We start from the raw sequence: 18,467 nt of genomic DNA on the forward strand, positions 1-18,467 counted from the left end.
TCCGGGCCCACCTGCGCGACGGTGCCCCGTGCCCGGTCGACGCCGACGACGCGGTGGCCAACGCCGAGCTGGTCGACGCCGTCTACACCGCGGCCGGGTTCCCGCTGCGCCCGCGGTCGGGCTGATCAGCCGAAGAAGCCCCGGCGCCGCCCCAGCTCGTGCAGGTGGTGGCGCAGCACCGACTCCCAGTCCTCGCGGGCGATGGCCTCGTGGCCGATCGAGAGCCGGTGGATCCGGTCGCCGCCGGAGTCCAGGAATCCACCTCGGCGGTCGCCTTCCAGCAGCACGTCCATGCCGTGGGGGAAGGTCAGGAACGTGACCTCCAGCTCCGAGATCGCGTGCGAGAACTCCGGCGGCGGGTAGAACTCGACCTCCTGGTAGAAGTCCAGCACCGAGCCGGGGATGCGCCCGCGCTCCAGGTCTGCGGACTTGAACCGGCAGCCGATGTTCACCAGTGCGTCCAGGATGCGCCGCTGCGCAGGCAGCGGCTCCACCCGGATCGGGTCCCAGTCCCCCTTGTCCAGGGACTTCGCGATCTCCAGCTCCGTGCGCAGCCCGAGCCGCACCCCGCGCAGCTCGGAACCCGCGATCACGTTGAACGGCGTCTCCAGCGGCAGCGCGAACCCGAACGGCACGTCGATGCGCTGCCCGGGGTGCAGCACGAACTGCCCGGCGACGTGCTGGTGGGCGAACCGCATGTCCTGGCGCGACTCGCCGTCGCCGTGCTCGACCTCGACCCGGGCCTCCGCGGCCAGCGCGAGGTAGCGGATGTCCTGCGCGAACTCACCGCCGACGATCTCGACGACCCCGTTGACGAGGCCGCCGGGCTGCGCCACCGGGGTGTGCACGTGCGTCTGCAGGGTCGTGCCGCCGCCGAACCGCGCCTTGAGCTTCTTGAACACCACGGCGTGAGCCTAGGGCCGCCGCGCGGCATCGCCCTACGGGCCCGCGTCGAGCGAGGCGGCGTTCGTCCGATGTGGTCGGACTTGCGCTCGCGGCTCAGCGGCGCGGCGGGCCGGTGCTCGTCCGCTCCACGAGGCGCGGCGTGAGGACGATCTCGCGCGGCTGGGTCCGGTCCGCGTCCAGCCGCTCGACCACCGCGGCGACGGCCTCCCGCGCCTGGGCGGGGGCCTCCTGGTTCACCGTGGTGAGCCCGACGTGGGCGAGACCGGCGAACGCGGTGTCGTCATAGCCGATCAGGGAGACGTCGCGGGGCACGCCGATCCCGGCGCGGACGAAGACGTCGAGCACGCCCACCGCGCAGCGGTCGTTCGCGGCCACGACGGCCGTGGGCAGCTCGCCCGCGTCGAGCAGCCCACGCGCGGCCCGCGCCCCGGCCTCCTCGACGAGCCCACCCGGGACGACCCGCCCGTGGGCACCGGCGGCCCGCAGGAACCCGGCGCGCCGCTCAGCGGCACTCGGATGGTCGCCGCCGTCGACGTGGACGAGGTCGCGGTGGCCGAGCGCGAGCAGGTGCTCGACGGCGCGGGCCACGCCGAGGTCGTCGGCGACGCGGACGACGTCGAACCCGTCGGGCGCGACGTGGCGTCCCGTGACGACGAGCGGGACGCGCGCCGCGAGGTCGCCGATGGCCTCGGCGGACAGGGTGGGCGCGGGCAGGACGAGGGCCTCACAGCGCAGGTCGAGCAGCGTCTCGGCGACGCGGGCCTCGTCGTGGACGGGCGTGATCGCGGAGAGGGCGACGGTGTACCCGCGGGCGTCCGCGGCGAGCTGCAGCTCCTCGGCGAGCTCGGCGCGGAAGGCGTCGCGCAGCGAGACGGGGACGCCGAGCAGGTGGGTGCGGCGGCGGGCGAGCAGGCTCGCGGCGCGGTCCACCCGGTAGCCGAGGCGATCCGCCGCGGCGAGGACGCGCTCGCGGGTCGCGGCGCTGGGGCCAGGGGCGCCGCGCAGGACGAGCGACACCGACGCGATGGACAGGCCGACCTCGGCCGCGACGTCCTCCAGGCGGGGCCTGCGCGCCACCCGTCCTCCCTTCCCCCACGCCGTCTCCCCCCGCGAACGGCACGTACGGGAAATAGGTCTTCCCGTACGTGCCGTTCGCGCGGGGTCAGTCGCGGCCTCCTGCCCGTCGCACCCGGGTCTTGACACCGCGATCCGTCTCCCGGACAGTATCGCTTAAAGCGCTTTAAGTCTGCTAGGAGGACTCGATGACGAGACCCGTGCTCACCGCAGAACCCACGAACGGGTGGCTCCGCGCGGCCGACGCCCGCGTCGCCGATCTCGACGCGCTCCTCGACTCCGCGGTCGGTGGCGCCTCCGGCCCGGACACCCCCATCGCGGCCCGCGTCGAGTGCGGCATCCCCGTCTACGAGGCCGTCACGCTCGCCGCCGCCGACCGGGCGGAGGTGCAGGCCGAGCTCGCCGCCGTCCTCGCCGACGGCGCAGGCGTCCTGGCGATCACCGGCGCCGTGCCGGTCCCGGCCGTCGACCGCGCCACGGCCGTGTTCGAGCAGCTGATCGCCGAACAGCGCCGCACCGGCGCCGGCGCGGGCGACCACTTCGCCAGGCCCGGCGCCAACGACCGCATCTGGAACGCCCTGGAGAAGCTCGCGCTCGCCGATCCGGCCGCGTTCGCCGGCTACTACGCCGCCGACACCCTCGCGCTGGTCTCCGAAGCCTGGCTCGGCCCCGGCTACCAGATGACGTCCCAGGTCAACGTCGTGAACCCGGGCGGCGCCCCGCAGGACCCCCACCGCGACTACCACCTCGGTTTCATGACCGTCGAGCAGGCGCAGCGCTACCCCGCGCACGTGCACCGGCTCTCCCCGGCGCTCACGCTGCAGGGCGCCGTCGCGCACTCGGACATGCCGATCGACTCCGGGCCGACGATGCTGCTGCCGCACTCCCAGAAGTACCCCCACGGCTACCTCGTCGCGGGCCACCCGGAGTTCGACGCGCTGTTCGCCCGCCGCCACGTCCAGCTGCCGCTGCGCACCGGTGACGCCGTCTTCTTCAACCCCGCGCTGATCCACGCCGCGGGCCGCAACCGCACCACGGACGTCCGGCGCGCGGCGAACCTGCTGCAGGTGTCCTCGGCGTTCGGACGGGCGATGGAGGCGGTCGACCGCGACCGGATGTGCCGGGCGCTGTTCCCGGAGCTGCTGCGCCGCGCCCCGGCGGAGGTCCGCACCGTCGTCGCCTCCGCCGCGGAGGGCTACGCGTTCCCGACGAACCTCGATCTCGACCCGCCCGTCGGCGGGCTCGCCCCGCCCTCGCAGGCCGACCTGCTGCTGCGCGCGGTGGACGAGCGCTGGACGCCCGAGCGGCTGGACGCCAGGCTCGACGAGCACCGGAGGAGGCGATGAGCCTGCTCACCGACAAGGTCGTCCTCGTCAGCGGCGGCACCCAGGGCGTGGGCGCGGCGGTCGCGCGCGCCGCAGCCCGCGAGGGCGCCGCCGTAGCCGTCACGGGACGGCGGCCCGAGCCGGGCAAGGTGATCGTCGCGGAGCTGGAGGCCTCCGGCGCCGAGGCCCGCTTCGTCCGCTGCGACGTCACGGACGTCGACGCGGTGCGCGCGTGCGTCTCCGAGGTCGTCGAGGCGTTCGGCCGGGTGGACGGCCTGGTGAACGCGGCGGGCCTGGTGGACCGCGGGACGCTGCTGGACACGACGCCGGAGCTGTTCGACCGGCACGTCGCGATCAACCTGCGCGGGCCGTTCTTCCTCATGCAGGCCGTGGTAGCGGACATGCTGCGCCGCGGCGCACCGGGCTCGATCGTCAACATCGGCTCGACGTCGGCGCACGGCGGGCAGCCCTTCCTCGCCCCGTACGCGGCGGCGAAGGCGGGGCTCGCGGGCCTCACCCGCAACGTCGCACACGCGCACCGCTTCGACCGGATCCGCGTGAACGACCTGAACATCGGCTGGACGGCCACCGAGGGGGAGGACGCGATCCAGCGCGACGCCCACGGCGCGACGGACGGCTGGGCGCAGCGGGCGGGCGAGGACCTGCCCATGGGCCGCCTCGGCGACCCGGACGAAATCGCCGACATGGTGGTCTTCCTGCTGTCGGACCGCAGCGGCGTGGTCACCGGTTCGGTGATCGACTGGGACCAGAACGTGCTGGGAGGGCTGGACTGATGCGCATCGGGGTGATCGGCCTGGGCCGGATCGGCGCGTTCCACGCGCGGACCCTGGCCGGGCTCGGGGTGGACCTGGTGGTCACCGACACCGTCGACGAGCTGGCCGACGCGGTGGCGGCCGAGGTGGGCGCCCGGCGGGCCGACGGGCCCGCGGACCTGCTGCACGACGTGGACGGCGTCGTGATCGCCGCGGCGACCCCGGCGCACCCGGAGCTGCTGCTCGCCGCCGTGGACGCGGGCGTGGCGGCATTCTGCGAGAAGCCCGTGGCGGCCGCGATCGCGGACGCCGAGGACGTGCTGGGCAAGGTCACGGGCCGCGACGAGCGGGTGCAGATCGGGTTCCCGCGCCGCTTCGACGCCGGGTACGTGGCCGCCCGTGCGGCCGTCGCGGCCGGGGAGCTGGGCACGCTGCACACCGTCCGGGCGACGACGCTGGACCCGGCCCCGCCGCCGCCCGCGTACGTCGCGGCCTCCGGCGGGATCTTCCGGGACTGTTCGGTGCACGACATCGACGCCGTGCGCTGGGTCACCGGCCGCGAGGTCGTCGAGGTCTACGCGACGGGCTCCGTGCACGATCCGGTGTTCGCCGAGGCCGGTGACGTCGACACCGCCGCCGCGACGCTCACCCTGGACGACGGCACGCTCGCGCTGATCTCGAACACCCGGCTCAACCCGCGCGGCTACGACGTGCGCCTCGAGCTGCACGGCACGGCCGACAGCATCGCGGTCGGGCTGGAGGACCGGCTGCCGCTGCGCTCCGTCGAGCCGGGGACGACGTTCCCGGCCGGGACGCCGCACGCGTTCTTCATGGACCGCTTCGCCGACGCCTTCCGCGCCGAGCTCGCCGCGTTCGTCGAGCTGGCGGCGGGGCGGATCGCCTCGCCGTGCACGGTGGCGGACGCCGTGGCGACGAGCCGGGTCGCAGAGGCCTGCACCGCGTCGCTCCGGGAGCACCGTCCCGTCCGCGTCGCGGCCCCGGCCTGAGTTCCGCGCACCGGCCTCCCTCGCCATGCTGGGCACATGAGCTTCCTGTCCACCCTCACCGGCTCGTTCGCGACACCGGCGGCGGAGAACCCCACGGTGGCGGTCGTCGAGGCCGCGTACCGCCACCACGGGATCGACGCGCGCTACCTCAACTGCGAGGTGACACCCGCGGACCTCGGCGACGCCGTGCGGGGTGCGCGCGCCATGGGATGGGCGGGCTTCAACTGCTCGCTGCCGCACAAGGTCACCGTCGTCGAGTACCTGGACGGGCTGGCGGCGTCGGCAGAGATCATCGGGGCGGTCAACTGTGTCGTGCACCGGGACGGGCGGCTGACCGGCGAGAACACCGACGGACAGGGGTTCCTCGCGTCGTTGCGCACGGTCGCGGACCCCGCCGGGCAGCACGTCGTCCTGCTCGGGGCGGGCGGGGCCGCGCGGGCGGTCGCCGTGGAGGTGGCGCTGGCCGGGGCGGCCCGCGTCACGATCGTGAACCGCAACGTCCGCCGGGGCGAGGAGCTCGCCGCGCTGGTCGACACCCGTACCCCGGCGGCAGGCTCCTTCGTGCCGTGGTGTGCGCACCACCCCCTCCCGGACGACGCGGGCATCGTGGTCAACACGACCTCCGTGGGCCTCCACCCGGACATCAACGCGCGCCTGGACCTCGACCATGACACGCTGCGCCCCGGAACCGTCGTCGCCGACGTCATCCCGAACCCGCCCCGCACCGTGCTTCTCCGGGAGGCCGCGGCGCGCGGCTGCGTCACCCTCGACGGCACCGGGATGCTCGTGAACCAGGCCGTGATCGGCATCCGGCTCTGGACGGGCGTGGACGCCGAACCGGCGGTGCTGCGGGCGGCATTGGAGGCGGCGCTCGCCGCATGATCCGCCGGCCCGCCCGGCTCAGCCCGGGACCGAGCCCAGCCTGAACACCGCACCCGTCGGGTCCACCACCGTGGCGATCCGCCCGAACGGGGTGTCCTCGGCCGCGTGGATCACGCGACCACCGAGGCGCACCACGGTGTCCACCGCGGCGTCGGTGTCGGGAACGCCCAGGTAGACCTGCCAGTTCGACGGCACACCCTCCGGCAGGTACGTGGCATCGAAGATCCCCGCGCGCGGCTCGCCGTCCACGACGAGTTGGGAGTAGCGGAACTCGGGCGTGTCGCTCATGACGGACGCCTCGACGCCCAGCGCGGCGGTGTAGAAGCCGACGGCGGGGGCGTACTCGCGGGCGTGATACTCGAACCACAACGGCGCCCCCGCTTCGGCGGCCACGCCGAAGCCCTGGTGCGCGCCCGGCTGCCACAGGCCGAACGGCGCACCCGCTGGGTCGACGAGCACCGCGAACGTCCCCAGGTCCCCGACCTGCATCGGCTCGTCCGCCACCGTCGCCCCGGCCGCCACGGCGGTGTCCGCGGTCGCCTTGGCGTCCGTCGTGGCGAAGTAGACCGTCCAGCCGTCCGGGTGGTCTGCGGTGCCGTCGTGGCTGAGCATGCCCGCCACGATGGTGTCCCCGGAGCGGAAGTTGACGTAGCCGCCGAACTCCGTGATCGCGGGATCGGCCGTCCAGCCGAGGACGGCGCCGTAGAACTCCTCGGCGCGGGCGGGATCGCGGGTGAACAGGTCGAACCAGCAGGGCGCGCCGATCGTGGCGCTCTCGATGCGAGCCATGGCCGTCACGGTAGGCCCGACCACCGTCAGAACCGGGGGTGGTCCCCCACGAGCCTGACCCGGGACCCCGGCGCCCGGGACGGTGCGGACCGCGATCTGGCGCGGCGCACCTCGCCCAGCACCCACGCCGGGACGTGGCGGGCCGTGAGCACCGCCCGGGCGCGGTCCACGTCGTCCGGGGCGAGCACCGCCACCATGCCGACGCCCATGTTGAACGTCTTCTCCATCTCCGCGCGCTCCACCCGGCCGCGGGCGGCGATCAGCTTGAACACCGGGGCGGGTGTCCAGGTGTTGCGCTCGCAGACCGCCTCGAGCCCCGGCGGCAGCACCCGGTCAAGGTTGCGGGCGAGCCCGCCCCCGGTGACGTGCGCGAACGTCCGCACGGACGTCTCGGCCACCAGCGCGAGGCAGTCCTTCGCGTAGATCCGTGTGGGGACGAGCAGCTCCTCGCCGAGGGTGTGCCCGAACTCCTCGACGTGCCCGCCCAGCGGCATGCGCGCGATGTCGAGCAGCACGTGGCGGGCCAGCGAGTAGCCGTTGGAGTGCAGCCCCGAGGACCCCATCGCGAGCAGGACGTCCCCCGGCCGCACCCGGTCCGGGCGCAGCATCGCGTCCGCCTCGACGATCCCCACGCCGCTCGCCGACAGGTCGTACCCGCCGACGTCCATCAGCCCCGGGTGCTCGGCCGTCTCACCGCCGAGCAGCGCGCAGCCCGCCTGCTGGCACCCGTCCGCGATGCCCTTGACGATCGTCGCGACCTTCTCGGGCACCAGCTTCCCGACCGCGATGTAGTCCTGCAGGAACAGCGGCTCCGCACCGCACACGACCAGGTCGTCGACGACCATGGCGACGAGGTCGACACCGATGGTGTCGTGCTTGTCCATGGCCTGCGCGACGGCGACCTTCGTGCCCACACCGTCCGTGGACGCCGCGAGCACCGGTTCGGTGTACCGGCCGATCTTCAGCGCGAACAGCCCCGCGAAGCCACCGATCCCGCCCAGCACCTCCGGTCGCGTCGCCTTCTCCGCGAACGGCCGCAGCGCGTCGACGGCGGCCTCGCCGACCTCGATGTCGACGCCGGCGGCGGCGTAGCTGGCACCGGTCGGGCCTGTGGCGCCGGTCGCGTCGTCGCCGGTCAGGACCATGTGGATGCTCCAGACGTGCTCTGTGGACGGCGCGATCCGCCGCGGGGCCGGGGCCCAGGCGGCGGATCGACCGTCACGATCGGTCGTTCGGGCCTGGCGCACCGTAGCCGACGGAGACGGAATCCGCCTGCTCACGTTCGGGAGCCGGGTTACCGGACGCCGCCGCCCGGACCTCCGGAGCGATCCGGTCCGCCAGCTCCAGCAGGTGCTTGCCGAGCAGCGCCTCCTCCGGAAGCGGGATCGGGTAGTCGCCGTCGAAACAGGCCGTGCACAACCGGGAACGCGGCTGCTCGCTCGCCGCGACGAGGCCGTCCAGGGAGATGTAGCCGAGGGTGTCCGCGCCGATCGAGCGGCGCACGCCCTCGACGTCGAGGTCGCCCGCGACCAGCTCGGCGCGGGTGGCGAAGTCGATGCCGTAGAAGCACGGCCAGCGCACCGGCGGCGACGCGATCCGCACGTGCACCTCCAGCGCACCCGACTCGCGCAGCATCCGGATCAGCGCGCGCTGGGTGTTGCCGCGCACGATCGAGTCGTCGACGACGACCAGGCGCTTGCCGCGGATCACGTCGCGCAGCGGGTTCAGCTTGAGCCGGATCCCCAGCTGGCGGATCGTCTGCGACGGCTGGATGAACGTGCGGCCCACGTAGGCGTTCTTGACCAGGCCCTGCCCGTAGGGGATGCCGGAACCCTGCGCGTAGCCGATCGCGGCCGGGGTGCCCGACTCGGGGACCGGGATCACGAGATCGGCCTCGACCGGGTTCTCCTGCGCCAGCCTGCGCCCGATCTCGACGCGGGCCGCGTGCACCGAGCGCCCGGAGATCGCGGTGTCCGGCCGGGCCAGGTAGACGTACTCGAACACGCAGCCCTTCGGCTCGGGCGTGGCGAACCGCGAGCTGCGCATCCCGTCCGCGTCGATGGCGAGCAGCTCACCCGGCTCCACCTCGCGCACGACGGACGCGCCGACGATGTCCAGCGCCGCCGTCTCGCTCGCCACGACCCAGCCGCGTTCCAGCCTGCCCAGCACGAGGGGGCGGACCCCGTGGGCGTCCCGGGCGGCGTAGAGCGTGTGCTCGTCACCGAACACCAGCGAGAAGGCGCCGCGCAGCCGCGGCAGGAGCCGCAGCGCCGCTTCCTCGACACCGATGTCGTCGGCGGAGGCGGCGAGCAGCTCGCAGACGAGATCGGAGTCGGTGCTGGCCTGGATGCGGCGGCGGTGGCCGTTCGTGGCGCCCGTGAGGGACGTGACCTCGTCGCGCAGCTCGGCGGTGTTGACCAGGTTGCCGTTGTGGCCCAGCGCGATGCCACTGCCCGTCGCCGTGGTCCGGAACGTGGGCTGGGCGTTCTCCCACGTCGTGGAGCCGGTGGTGGAGTAGCGGACGTGCCCGATCGCGAGGTGCCCGCGCAGCGACGAGAGCACCTGCTCGTCGAAGACCTGGCTGACCAGGCCCAGATCCTTGAACACGACCATGCGACAGCCGTCGGACACGGCGATGCCCGCCGCCTCCTGCCCGCGGTGCTGAAGGGCGTAGAGCCCGTAGTAGGCGAGCTTCGAGACCTCCTCGCCCGGAGCCCAGACACCGAAGACGCCGCACTCCTCGCGGGGTCCGGCGTCATCGGCGGCTGTGTCGGTCGCGGGATCGGGATCGGGGTCCGGATCGGCGCGACTCATCGGATCGGTCGGGTGCGCGTGTCGGTGGGAACCCAACGCGGACGCTCCTCAGCATGTGGCTGGCACGGGCGGACCGGCGGTCAGGAGGACGACCCTCCATGCCGAAGGGTACGCCGCCAGCGCTGCGGAACCCATTCCCCGGGACCCGCGTCACCGAACCAGCGGCCCTGGCCCATGTCGCAGCCCAGCTCGACGAGCCGCCGCGCCTGCGCCTCCGTCTCGACCCACTCGGCGGTGACCTCCAGGTCCAGCGCGTGCGCCAGGTCCACGAGCGCCCGCACGATCGACTGGTCGACGGAGTTCGGGTGCGGGTGGCGCAGGCCGTCCACGAACGACCCGTCGATCTTCAACGCCTGCACCGGCAGCCGCCGCAACCAGGACAGGCTCGAGTAGCCGGTGCCGAAGTCGTCCAGGGCGAGGCGGACGCCGATGGCGCGCAGGGCGTTCAGCGCCTCCAGCGCCGAGGCCTCGTCCTCCAGCACCGCCTGTTCGGTGATCTCCAGCTGCAGCCGGTGCGGCGGCAGTCCGGTGGCGGACAGGATCGACCGCACCTCATGCACCCAGCCGTCCTCGACCAGCTGCACCGGGGAGACGTTGACGCTCACGTACGGACCGTCGCCGTCCAGGTCGCCGTCCAGCTCGCGAGCCCACCGGACCGCCTGCGCGCACGACTCGGCGAGCACCCACCGGCCCAGCGGGACGATGAGGCCGCTGGTCTCGGCGACCCGGATGAACCGGCCCGGCCCGATCAGCCCGTCCACGGGGTGCTGCCAGCGCACCAGCGCCTCGGCACCGAGCATGCAGCCGTCCGCGAGTCGGACGAGCGGCTGGTAGACCAGCCGAAGCTCGTTCTGGGTGAGCGCCCGCCCGAGGGCGGCCAGGAGCGCCGCCCGCGCCTTGCACTCGGGCATGCGGGGATGCGGCATGTCCACGATCGCCCCGCCGTGATGTCCGGCGAGCACCCGGTCCCGCAGGCCCCGGATGAAGCCGAGCGCCAGCTCGTCCAGCGCCTCGTCCAGGCGGCGGCGGCCCTGCGACCCGCCGGCACCCAGCTGCTTCGCCGCCCGGCGCAGGAGCCCCAGGCCGATCGCGAGGACCTCCTCGACACCCGGCCGGGGTGGCATCTCCCGCCCGCACAGGCCGGTGCCGAACAGCTCCGAGCCCAGAGCCCGGCCCGTCCTCGGCCGGAACGGCTCGGCGGCGAGCACCCCGACGAAGCGGTGGAGCAGCGCGACGAGCCGCTCGACGACCTTCGGATCCCCCTCGCCGGCCCGGTCCGCCCATTCCTGGGCCAGGTCGCCGAGGGGGTCCGGCTCGGGCTCGGGATCCGACATCTGACTACGGGGAGCAACCACGCAGGCCTCCTCCGCCACCCGTCACGGTCATGGGAAGTGTCGCGCGTCGACCGAAGGGCCGCCAGCGCGGAGCGCTCAGGTCCACCGGATTGGTGAACCGGGTGCAGGTCACGCGAGCGGGAGGGCGGCCGCGATCGCGCCCGCCCGGACGCCCGATGCCGACATCGTGCCGCCGACCAGGGCATCGTCCCAGGTCGTGCGGCCGGTCGCGAGCGCAAGCCACGTGCGGGGATCGGTCTCGACGACATTGGGCGGGGTCCCCCGGCCGTGCCGCGGGCCCTGGACGCACTGCACCGCCCCGAACGGCGGCACCCGCACCTCCACGCTGCGCCCGGGCAGCCGGTTCGCGAGCTCGGCCAGCGTCTCCTTCACCGCGGCCCGCACCATCACTCGATCGGGGGAAGGTCCGCCGTCGAGCCAGGCGCGGATCTCGGGCCCGACGGTCATGCCCCGAACAGCGCAGGCAGCGTGCCCTCCCAGGCCGCGCGCAGCTCGTCCAGCGGCAGCGGGGCGAGGCTCCCGATCTCCAGCGCGGAGCCGCCGGTCGTCCCGAGCACGGTGGCGGGCACGCCCTGCCGGGCGGCCGCCGCACGGACGGCGTCCACGTCGGCGGGGGCGACCGTCACCAGCAGCCGGGCCGTCGACTCGGCGAACAGCGCCACGAACGGCTCCAGCGCCTCCGGCAACGCGACCCGCGCCCCGCGCCCACCGACCAGGCAGGCCTCCACCAGGGCCTGGGCGAGACCGCCGTCGGACAGGTCGTGCGCCCCCGTGACGGGGGCCTGCGCCACGAACGCTGCCAGCCGTTGCTCCGCCGCCAGGTCGACCGCGGGCGGGCGGCCGCCGAGATGGCAGTGCACGACGTGCGCCCACTCCGAGCCGCCCAGCTCGTCCGCCGTGGCGCCGAGCAGCAGCACCGCGTCCCCGTCGCGGGGGAACCCGGGCGGGATCCGCCGCGCCACGTCGTCCAGGACGCCGAGGACGCCCACGACCGGGGTCGGGAGGATCGGGCGGTCGCCCGTCTGGTTGTAGAAGCTCACGTTCCCGCCGGTGACGGGGATGCCGAGCGCCGCGCAGCCGTCCGCCAGTCCGCGGACGGCCTGCGCGAACTGCCACATGACGTGGGGGTCCTCCGGTGAGCCGAAGTTCAGGCAGTTCGTCACCGCCACCGGACGGGCCCCCGACGTGGCGACGTTGCGATAGGCCTCGCCGAGCGCGAGCTGCGCACCCGCGTAGGGGTCCAGCGCCGTGAAGCGCCCGTTGCAGTCCGTGGCGACCGCGATCCCGCGGCCGGTCTGCTCGTCGACGCGCACGACTCCGGCGTCCGCAGGCTGGGCCGACGCGGTGTTGCCGCGGACGTAGCGGTCGTACTGGTCCGTGACCCACGCCCGGCTGCAGAGGTTGGGGCTCGCCGCCATCCGCAGGATCTCCGCGCGCAGCTCCGACGGCGTCTCCGGGCGCGGGAGCCGCTGCGGGCCGTCGGCCTGCAGGGCGTCCTGCGCCGCGTCGTCGCGCTGCACCGGGCGCCGGTAGACGGGCCCGTCATGGGCGACCGTGCGGGGCGGGACGTCGACGACCGTCTCGCCGTGCCAGTCGATGACGAGGCGGTCTCCCTCGGTGACCTCGCCGATCACGGTGGCCAGCACGTCCCAGCGGCGGCAGACGGCGAGGAAGCGCTCCACGTTCTCCGGCGTGACGACCGCGCACATGCGCTCCTGCGACTCGCTGGAGAGGATCTCCGCAGGCGACATGTTCGCCGCCCGCAGCGGCACCGCGTCCAGGTTCACGTGCATGCCGCCGTCGCCCGCTGAGGCGAGCTCGCTCGTCGCGCAGGAGAGCCCTGCGCCGCCCAGGTCCTGGATGCCGACCACCAGCCCGGCGTGGAACAGCTCCAGGCAGCACTCGATGAGCACCTTCTCGGTGAACGGGTCGCCGACCTGCACGCTCGGCAGCTTCTTGCGGCCGGTGCCGGACTCGTCGCCGTCGAAGGTCTCGCTGGCCAGCACGGACACGCCGCCGATGCCGTCCAGGCCGGTGCGGGCGCCGAACAGGACGATCTTGTTGCCGGCGCCGGAGGCGAACGCGAGATGGAGGTCCTCGGTGCGCAGCGCCCCGACACAGAGCGCGTTGACCAGCGGGTTCCCCAGGTAGGAGGGGTCGAAGACGACCTCGCCGCCGACGTTGGGCAAGCCCAGCGAGTTGCCGTAGCCACCGATCCCCGCCACCACGCCGGGCAGCACGCGCGCGGTGTCCGGTGCGTCCGCCGGGCCGAACCGCAGCGGATCGGCCACCGCGACCGGTCGCGCGCCCATCGCCATGATGTCCCGGACGATCCCGCCCACGCCCGTGGCCGCGCCCTGGTAGGGCTCCACGTAGGACGGGTGGTTGTGCGACTCGACCTTGAACGTCACGGCCCAGCCGTCGCCGATCTCCACGACACCCGCGTTCTCGCCGATCCCCGCCAGCATGTGGCGGCGCATCTCGTCCGTGGTGGTCTCGCCGAAGTAGCGCAGGTGCACCTTCGAGGACTTGTACGAGCAGTGCTCGCTCCACATCACGCTGTACATCGCGAGCTCGGCGTCCGTGGGGCGGCGGCCGAGAATCTCCCGGATGCGGGCGTACTCGTCGTCCTTGAGGCCCAGCTCGCGGTAGGGCTGCGCCTGGTCGGATGTGATGGCGGCGTGGGCGACGGTGTCGATCGCGGTGGCGGCGGGCGTCACGAGCGAAGCCTACGTTCGGCGTCTCGCGGCGCCGCAGGGCCGTCGCCGGCGGGCTCGTGTGCGGCGGGACGGGGGTGGGCGGCGGGCGGCGGCGAGCAGTCGGCAGCCGATGCGCGGCCGGACGACGGCCGGGGCAGCGGCCGGCCCGCGCACGGGTTCCGTCACTCGAACACCCGCTCCGTCGCCCGCACATGTCTGCGATGCGCCCGCACATGTGTTCCGGGCTGCCCGCGCACGGGTTCCGTCACTCGAACACACGCTCGGTCGCCCGCACACACCCCGCGGCGGTGGCACACACCGTCGACGATATGTGCCACAACCGCGCGCACTGTGTGACCACAGGAACACATGTGCGAGCCCGCGCCCGGCGGGCCAGCGCGCCGCTGGCCCCCTGCGCGCCGGCGGGGTCAGCGCGCCGCCGCCCAGCGGCGGCCCACAAGCCGTGCGCAGCCGACCCGAGCGGGGCCGCACATGTGTTCCATGCGGCCGCACAGGTCTCCAAGTGCCGGCGCCCGCGATCCGGGTGGCTGCACATCTGTTCTAGGCTGCCCGCGCACGTCACGCGCACGTCAACCGTCGCCCGCGCACGGGTTCCGTCGCTCGAACACACGCTCGGTCGCCCGCACACACCCCGCGGCGGTGGCACACACCGCCGACGCTATGTGCCACGACCCCTCGCTCTGTGCGACCACAGGAACACATGTGCGAGCAGGCCGCGACGGGCCGATGCGGCGGCCGGCCACAGCAACACGGTCACAGGAACATGTGTGTTCGCGAGCCACGTGGGTGGCGGGCGACCACACGCATCGGTGCACACGGAGCGGTGTCGCCCGTCCGCGCGGGACGGACAGCGGGGCGAGCACCTCACGGCCCCGCAGACGGCCCCGCGGGTGGCCGCGCGGTCGCCCGCGCGGACGGCCGCGCCGCCGCTCCCGCCGCACCGCGACGGCCCGCGCCACCAGCGCCGCGGCGAGCGTGAGGAGCGACGCCGCCGGCAGCGGGTGTCCCCACCAGAACGCGCCCGCCGCGACGTCCAACACCGGGGCGAGCACCGCCGCCGCGAGCCACCAGGCGCCGGCGGCCCGCGGCTTCGGCGCGCGGGCCGCGAGCGGCGTGCGTCCCCAGGGCTTCGCCACCGACAGCCACGCCTGCGCCGCGATCGCGCCCGCCATCAGTGCGGCCGTCATCGCCATCGCGACGAGGTCCCCCGAGGTGCCGCCGGAGTCCGCGACCCGGTGCAGCCGGTCCGAGAGCACGAAGATGCCCAGGTAGAGCTGCCCGATGGTCACGGTGAACTTCGCCGCCACCCACCAGTGGTGGAAGAACCCCCAGCTGGTCAGCGCGGACAGGGCGAACCCCGTGAACGCCGAGGTGTTCGCCGAGTGCACGAGGACCGTGGTGTCGAGGAGCTCCGCGACCGTCGTGGTCGCCACGCGCAGCTGCGGGTCCACCGCCGCCGTCCCCAGCAGGACGGCCAGCGCCGCGGCCTGGCTCATCCAGCTCACCGACGAGACGACGTGCAGCCAGACGAGCAGCGAGCGCCAGTGGCGTGCGGGGGTGGCCATGCGCCCAAGTCCAGCGGCCGGTCCGCCGAGGCACCTCCGGCGTGACCCCGAGATCCCCCGGAGATCACTCCCGCTCGCGGGGCAGCTGCACCACGCTCACGAAGAAGTGGTCGATCTGCTTGATCGCCTCGATGAACCCCTCGAAGTCGACGGGCTTGGTGACGTAGGCGTTCGCGTGCAGCTGGTAGCTGCGCAGCACGTCCTCCTCGGCCTGCGAGGTCGTGAGCACGATGACGGGGATGGTGCGCAGGTCCGGGTCGTCCTTGATCTCCTGGAGCACCTCGCGGCCGTCGCGGCGGGGCAGGTTGAGGTCGAGCAGGACGAGGTCCGGGCGCACGACCTCGGCGTACTCGCCCTCGCGGCGCAGGAAGGCGAGCGCCGCAGCACCGTCGGTGACGACATCGAGGCGGTTGTGCAGGTACTCGTCGAACGCCTCGCGGGTCATCAGCACGTCACCGGGGTCGTCCTCGACGAGCAGGACGTTGATGTACCGGACTCCGTCGCCGGTCGAGATCATGCCGTCTCCTGGGGCTGGTCGGGGAGGGTCACGCGGACGACGGTTCCGGGGCCGTCGTCGGGGGAGTCGACGGCGATCCTGCCGCCGTGGAACTCCACGATCTTCTTGGCCAGCGCGAGCCCGATGCCGGTGCCGGGGTAGCGCTCGTGGGTGTGCAGGCGCTGGAAGATCACGAACACCTTGTCGGCGTACTCGGGTTCGATGCCGATGCCGTTGTCCGCGACGGTGATCTCCGCCGCCCCGTCCTCGCGCGCGCCCGTCACCCGCACGACGGGCGCGACGCCGTCGCGGTGGAACTTGAGGCCGTTGCCGATGAGGTTGACCAGCAGCTGGCGCAGCAGCACCGGGTCCCCGACGACGGTGGGCAGCGCGCCCACGACGATCTCGCCGTCGACCTCGGCGCGGGCGCTCTCCAGCTGCGCGCCTGCGGTCGCGGCGACGGCGCCGAGATCGACCTCCGCGAAGGCTTCCGCGGTCCGCCCGACCCGGGAGAAGGCGAGCAGGTCGTTGATGAGCCGCTGCATGCGCTGGGCGCCGTCCACGGCGAAGCCGATGTACTGGTCCGCCCGCTCGTCGAGCTGCCCCGCGTAGCGGCGCTGCAGGAGCTGGCAGAAGCTCGCCACCTTCCGCAGCGGTTCCTGCAGGTCGTGGCTCGCCACGTAGGCGAACTGCTCGAGGTCGCGGTTGGAGCGTTCGAGGTCGCGCGCCTGCTCGTCGAGTCGGTCGTGGGCGCGCCGGACCGCATCCAGCTCGCGGACGATGCGGCGGCGCATGGTCTCGACGTCCTCGCCGAGCGCGGCGATCTCGCGCGGTCCGGACACGGCGACGGGACGGCCGAAGTCGCCGGACGCGACCTCGCGCACCTGCCGGGCGAGCTCCGACACCGGTCCCAGCACCCCGCGGCGCAGACCCACCCCGACGGCGGTCAGGAGCAGCGCCATCGCGGCAGCGATGGCGATCCCGACGGAGGCGAGGAACGACGCGGCGGCGTCCACCTGCTCGCGCGCGGCCACCCGGTCCGCAGTGAGGTCGGCATCGAGCCGGGTCACCGCGAGCCGCACCGGGTCGAAGAGCATGCGGCCGGCCTCCGGGTCCGCTGCGGCGCCCGCGACGACGCCGTCCACGTATGCGGTGTGCCAGGCGGCGATCGCGGTCTGGGCGGCGGTGAGGTCCGGACCGAGCCGCTCGAGCCGGCCGCGATCGGCGAGCTCGCGCAGCGTCGCGACGGCCTCGGCCTCAGCCGCGCGGCCGGCCCGGTAGGGCTCGAGGAACTCGGGGTTGCCGCCGGAGATGACGAAGCCGCGCACGCCGGTCTCCTGGTCGAGCAGCGCCACCGACAGCGACTGGCCGGCCGCCTGTGCGGGGCCGACGACGTCCAGCAGCACGGTGCGTGCCTCGTCGAGGCGCATCATCGCGAGCGTCCCGAGGACGACCGCGAGCACGCCGACCGCCGCGGCCACGGCCGCGCCGACGACGAACACCCGCCGCAGCGGCCAGCGCCGCCCGCTCGCCCTCGGCGTCCCGTCCGGTACCTCCTCCACGGGGACGGCCGCCGTCACGCGACCTCCATCCCGCCTGCGGCGTCGGAGAGCAGGAGGATCGCCACGTCGTCCACGAGCGGGCCGCCGTTGATCTCCTCCGCGCGTTCGACGAGCCGCGCGGGCAGGTCCGGCAGCGCCACGCCGGCCTCCTCGGCCAGGACCTCGTGCAGCCCCTCCTCCCACAGCAGCTCGCCGGGTACGCGACCCCGGCCCTCCATCAGCCCGTCCGTGTGCAGCATCAGGGCCCAGCCGGGTGCGACCCGGGTGTGCCACGGCCGCCAGGAACCTGTCGACACGATGCCCAGCGGCGGCCCGACCGGGACGCCCAGCCGCGCGGGCCCGGGCCGCAGCAGCACCGGCGGCGGGTGCCCCGCCAACCGCACCGTGACCTCGGCCCCGCCGCCGCGCCGGACCGCGACCGTGCACACCGTGGTGAACAGGCTGCGCTCGTGGCGCTCGCTCACCAGCACCTGCTGCAGCTTCGGCAGCACCTCGGCCTCGTCCACCCCGGCGAGCACGAGTGCGCGCCACGACACCCGCAGCAACGCCCCGAGCGCCGCCTCGTCCGGGCCGTGCCCCGCGACATCCCCGACGATCGCGTGGACGGTGCCGCTCGGGCCGAGCACGGCGTCGTAGAAGTCGCCGCCGACCGCCGCCCGGGTGCGGCCAGGCCGGTAGAACGGCACCGCCGCCACCGTGCTGCCGTCGAGCAGCGGCTTGGGCAGGAGCCCCCGTTCCAGGCGCAGCGACTCGGCCGCCGCCCGCTGCTCCACGTGCAGCCGCATGAGGCTCGCCTCGGCGCGGCGGCGCTCGACGGCGTAGCGGATCGCCCGGATCAGGACGGGGCCGTCCGAGCGGCCCTTGACCAGGTAGTCCTGCGCACCCTCGGCCACCGCGGCGATGCCGAGGTGCTCGTCGTCCAGGCCGGTGAGCACGCATACCGCCGCGCCCGGATCGGCGCGCAGGAGGGCGCGCAACCCGTCGAGCCCGTTGCTGCCGGGCACGTTGAGGTCGAGCAGGACGCAGGCGCAGCCGCCGAGCAGGCCGCGGTCCAGCGCCTCGATCACGGACCCGGCGACGACGACCTTCAGCCCGGGAGCGGCTTCGGACAGGTGCTCCTGGACGAGGAACGCGTCCGCCGGATCGTCCTCGACGAGCAGCACGCGCCACGCGGACACCGCGGGCGCGAGCCCTGTGGG

At 74.2% G+C, this 18,467-nt stretch carries 16 protein-coding genes; 4 read left to right on the forward strand and 12 right to left on the reverse strand.

What is annotated here, in order from left to right; all coding sequences use genetic code 11:
- Positions 1-125 precede the first annotated feature (125 nt).
- Positions 126-905, reverse strand: coding sequence for a sporulation protein (locus tag AB7J25_RS13145; RefSeq protein WP_428508625.1), 780 nt, complete (start codon positions 903-905; stop codon positions 126-128).
- 94 nt (positions 906-999) lie between these two features.
- Positions 1,000-1,983: a LacI family DNA-binding transcriptional regulator gene (locus AB7J25_RS13150; protein WP_428508627.1), complete on the reverse strand. Its 984-nt coding sequence runs from the start codon at positions 1,981-1,983 to the stop codon at positions 1,000-1,002.
- A gap of 185 nt (positions 1,984-2,168) precedes the next feature.
- Between AB7J25_RS13150 and AB7J25_RS13155 the strand changes: the two genes are divergently transcribed.
- From AB7J25_RS13155 to aroE, 4 genes are read left to right on the forward strand one after another with little or no spacing between them, the layout of a single operon-like run.
- Positions 2,169-3,326 carry a phytanoyl-CoA dioxygenase family protein gene (locus AB7J25_RS13155; RefSeq protein ID WP_428508629.1) on the forward strand — a complete coding sequence of 386 codons (1,158 nt, stop codon included), beginning with the start codon at positions 2,169-2,171 and terminating at the stop codon, positions 3,324-3,326.
- Complete coding sequence (locus AB7J25_RS13160; RefSeq protein ID WP_428508631.1) at positions 3,323-4,099, forward strand: SDR family oxidoreductase; 777 nt, start codon at positions 3,323-3,325, stop codon at positions 4,097-4,099. The genes AB7J25_RS13155 and AB7J25_RS13160 overlap by 4 nt, the downstream gene beginning before the upstream one ends.
- On the forward strand, positions 4,099-5,085 hold the full coding sequence (locus AB7J25_RS13165; protein WP_428508633.1) for a Gfo/Idh/MocA family protein: 987 nt from the start codon (positions 4,099-4,101) through the stop codon (positions 5,083-5,085). Before AB7J25_RS13160 ends, AB7J25_RS13165 begins: the two co-directional genes overlap by 1 nt.
- A 36-nt stretch (positions 5,086-5,121) precedes the next feature.
- On the forward strand, positions 5,122-5,967 hold the full coding sequence (gene aroE, locus AB7J25_RS13170; protein ID WP_428508635.1) for a shikimate dehydrogenase: 846 nt from the start codon (positions 5,122-5,124) through the stop codon (positions 5,965-5,967).
- Positions 5,968-5,985: 18 nt separating this feature from the next.
- Here the strand turns inward: aroE and AB7J25_RS13175 are convergent, their stop codons facing one another.
- The 10 genes from AB7J25_RS13175 to AB7J25_RS13220 all read right to left on the reverse strand — a co-directional run bounded on the left by AB7J25_RS13175 (position 5,986) and on the right by AB7J25_RS13220 (position 18,446).
- The gene (locus tag AB7J25_RS13175; RefSeq protein WP_428508637.1) at positions 5,986-6,756 is read right to left on the reverse strand and encodes a VOC family protein; all 771 of its coding nucleotides are present in this window, start codon (positions 6,754-6,756) and stop codon (positions 5,986-5,988) included.
- A 26-nt stretch (positions 6,757-6,782) separates the two neighbouring features.
- The gene (gene purM, locus AB7J25_RS13180) at positions 6,783-7,901 is read right to left on the reverse strand and encodes a phosphoribosylformylglycinamidine cyclo-ligase (RefSeq protein WP_428508639.1); all 1,119 of its coding nucleotides are present in this window, start codon (positions 7,899-7,901) and stop codon (positions 6,783-6,785) included.
- Positions 7,902-7,974: 73 nt separating this feature from the next.
- Positions 7,975-9,570 carry an amidophosphoribosyltransferase gene (gene purF, locus AB7J25_RS13185; RefSeq protein ID WP_428508641.1) on the reverse strand — a complete coding sequence of 532 codons (1,596 nt, stop codon included), beginning with the start codon at positions 9,568-9,570 and terminating at the stop codon, positions 7,975-7,977.
- 80 nt (positions 9,571-9,650) lie between these two features.
- Entirely contained in the window at positions 9,651-10,904 is a 1,254-nt protein-coding gene (locus tag AB7J25_RS13190) for a putative bifunctional diguanylate cyclase/phosphodiesterase (RefSeq protein WP_428508643.1), read from the reverse strand.
- A gap of 129 nt (positions 10,905-11,033) precedes the next feature.
- A complete protein-coding gene (locus AB7J25_RS13195; RefSeq protein WP_428508645.1) occupies positions 11,034-11,372 on the reverse strand; it encodes a sterol carrier family protein in 339 nt (112 codons plus the stop codon).
- Entirely contained in the window at positions 11,369-13,645 is a 2,277-nt protein-coding gene (gene purL / locus AB7J25_RS13200) for a phosphoribosylformylglycinamidine synthase subunit PurL (protein ID WP_428508647.1), read from the reverse strand. The genes AB7J25_RS13195 and purL overlap by 4 nt, the downstream gene beginning before the upstream one ends.
- Before the next feature lie 569 nt (positions 13,646-14,214).
- On the reverse strand, positions 14,215-15,210 hold the full coding sequence (locus AB7J25_RS13205; RefSeq protein WP_428508649.1) for a hypothetical protein: 996 nt from the start codon (positions 15,208-15,210) through the stop codon (positions 14,215-14,217).
- A gap of 64 nt (positions 15,211-15,274) precedes the next feature.
- Complete coding sequence (locus tag AB7J25_RS13210; protein WP_428508651.1) at positions 15,275-15,727, reverse strand: response regulator; 453 nt, start codon at positions 15,725-15,727, stop codon at positions 15,275-15,277.
- Positions 15,724-17,286 (reverse strand): sensor histidine kinase, encoded by a 1,563-nt coding sequence (locus AB7J25_RS13215; RefSeq protein WP_428508653.1) that lies wholly within the window; start codon positions 17,284-17,286, stop codon positions 15,724-15,726. Before AB7J25_RS13215 ends, AB7J25_RS13210 begins: the two co-directional genes overlap by 4 nt.
- Positions 17,283-18,446 (reverse strand): PP2C family protein-serine/threonine phosphatase, encoded by a 1,164-nt coding sequence (locus AB7J25_RS13220; protein ID WP_428508655.1) that lies wholly within the window; start codon positions 18,444-18,446, stop codon positions 17,283-17,285. Before AB7J25_RS13220 ends, AB7J25_RS13215 begins: the two co-directional genes overlap by 4 nt.
- Between the last annotated feature and the right edge of the window lie 21 nt (positions 18,447-18,467).

The organism is Pseudonocardia sp., from assembly GCF_050246655.1.
In the GTDB taxonomy this organism is placed as follows: domain Bacteria; phylum Actinomycetota; class Actinomycetes; order Mycobacteriales; family Pseudonocardiaceae; genus Pseudonocardia.

Excerpts from the sequence above, each read along its gene's own strand:
- AB7J25_RS13165 (WP_428508633.1), top strand. The coding sequence starts at position 4,099 with ATGCGCATCGGGGTGATCGGCCTGGGCCGGATCGGCGCGTTCCACGCG.
- AB7J25_RS13175 (WP_428508637.1), bottom strand. The coding sequence starts at position 6,756 with ATGGCTCGCATCGAGAGCGCCACGATCGGCGCGCCCTGCTGGTTCGAC.
- AB7J25_RS13195 (WP_428508645.1), bottom strand. The coding sequence starts at position 11,372 with ATGACCGTCGGGCCCGAGATCCGCGCCTGGCTCGACGGCGGACCTTCC.
- aroE (WP_428508635.1), top strand. The coding sequence starts at position 5,122 with ATGAGCTTCCTGTCCACCCTCACCGGCTCGTTCGCGACACCGGCGGCG.
- purF (WP_428508641.1), bottom strand. The coding sequence starts at position 9,570 with ATGAGTCGCGCCGATCCGGACCCCGATCCCGATCCCGCGACCGACACA.
- AB7J25_RS13160 (WP_428508631.1), top strand. The coding sequence starts at position 3,323 with ATGAGCCTGCTCACCGACAAGGTCGTCCTCGTCAGCGGCGGCACCCAG.
- AB7J25_RS13205 (WP_428508649.1), bottom strand. The coding sequence starts at position 15,210 with ATGGCCACCCCCGCACGCCACTGGCGCTCGCTGCTCGTCTGGCTGCAC.
- AB7J25_RS13155 (WP_428508629.1), top strand. The coding sequence starts at position 2,169 with ATGACGAGACCCGTGCTCACCGCAGAACCCACGAACGGGTGGCTCCGC.
- AB7J25_RS13190 (WP_428508643.1), bottom strand. The coding sequence starts at position 10,904 with ATGTCGGATCCCGAGCCCGAGCCGGACCCCCTCGGCGACCTGGCCCAG.
- AB7J25_RS13210 (WP_428508651.1), bottom strand. The coding sequence starts at position 15,727 with ATGATCTCGACCGGCGACGGAGTCCGGTACATCAACGTCCTGCTCGTC.
- purM (WP_428508639.1), bottom strand. The coding sequence starts at position 7,901 with ATGGTCCTGACCGGCGACGACGCGACCGGCGCCACAGGCCCGACCGGT.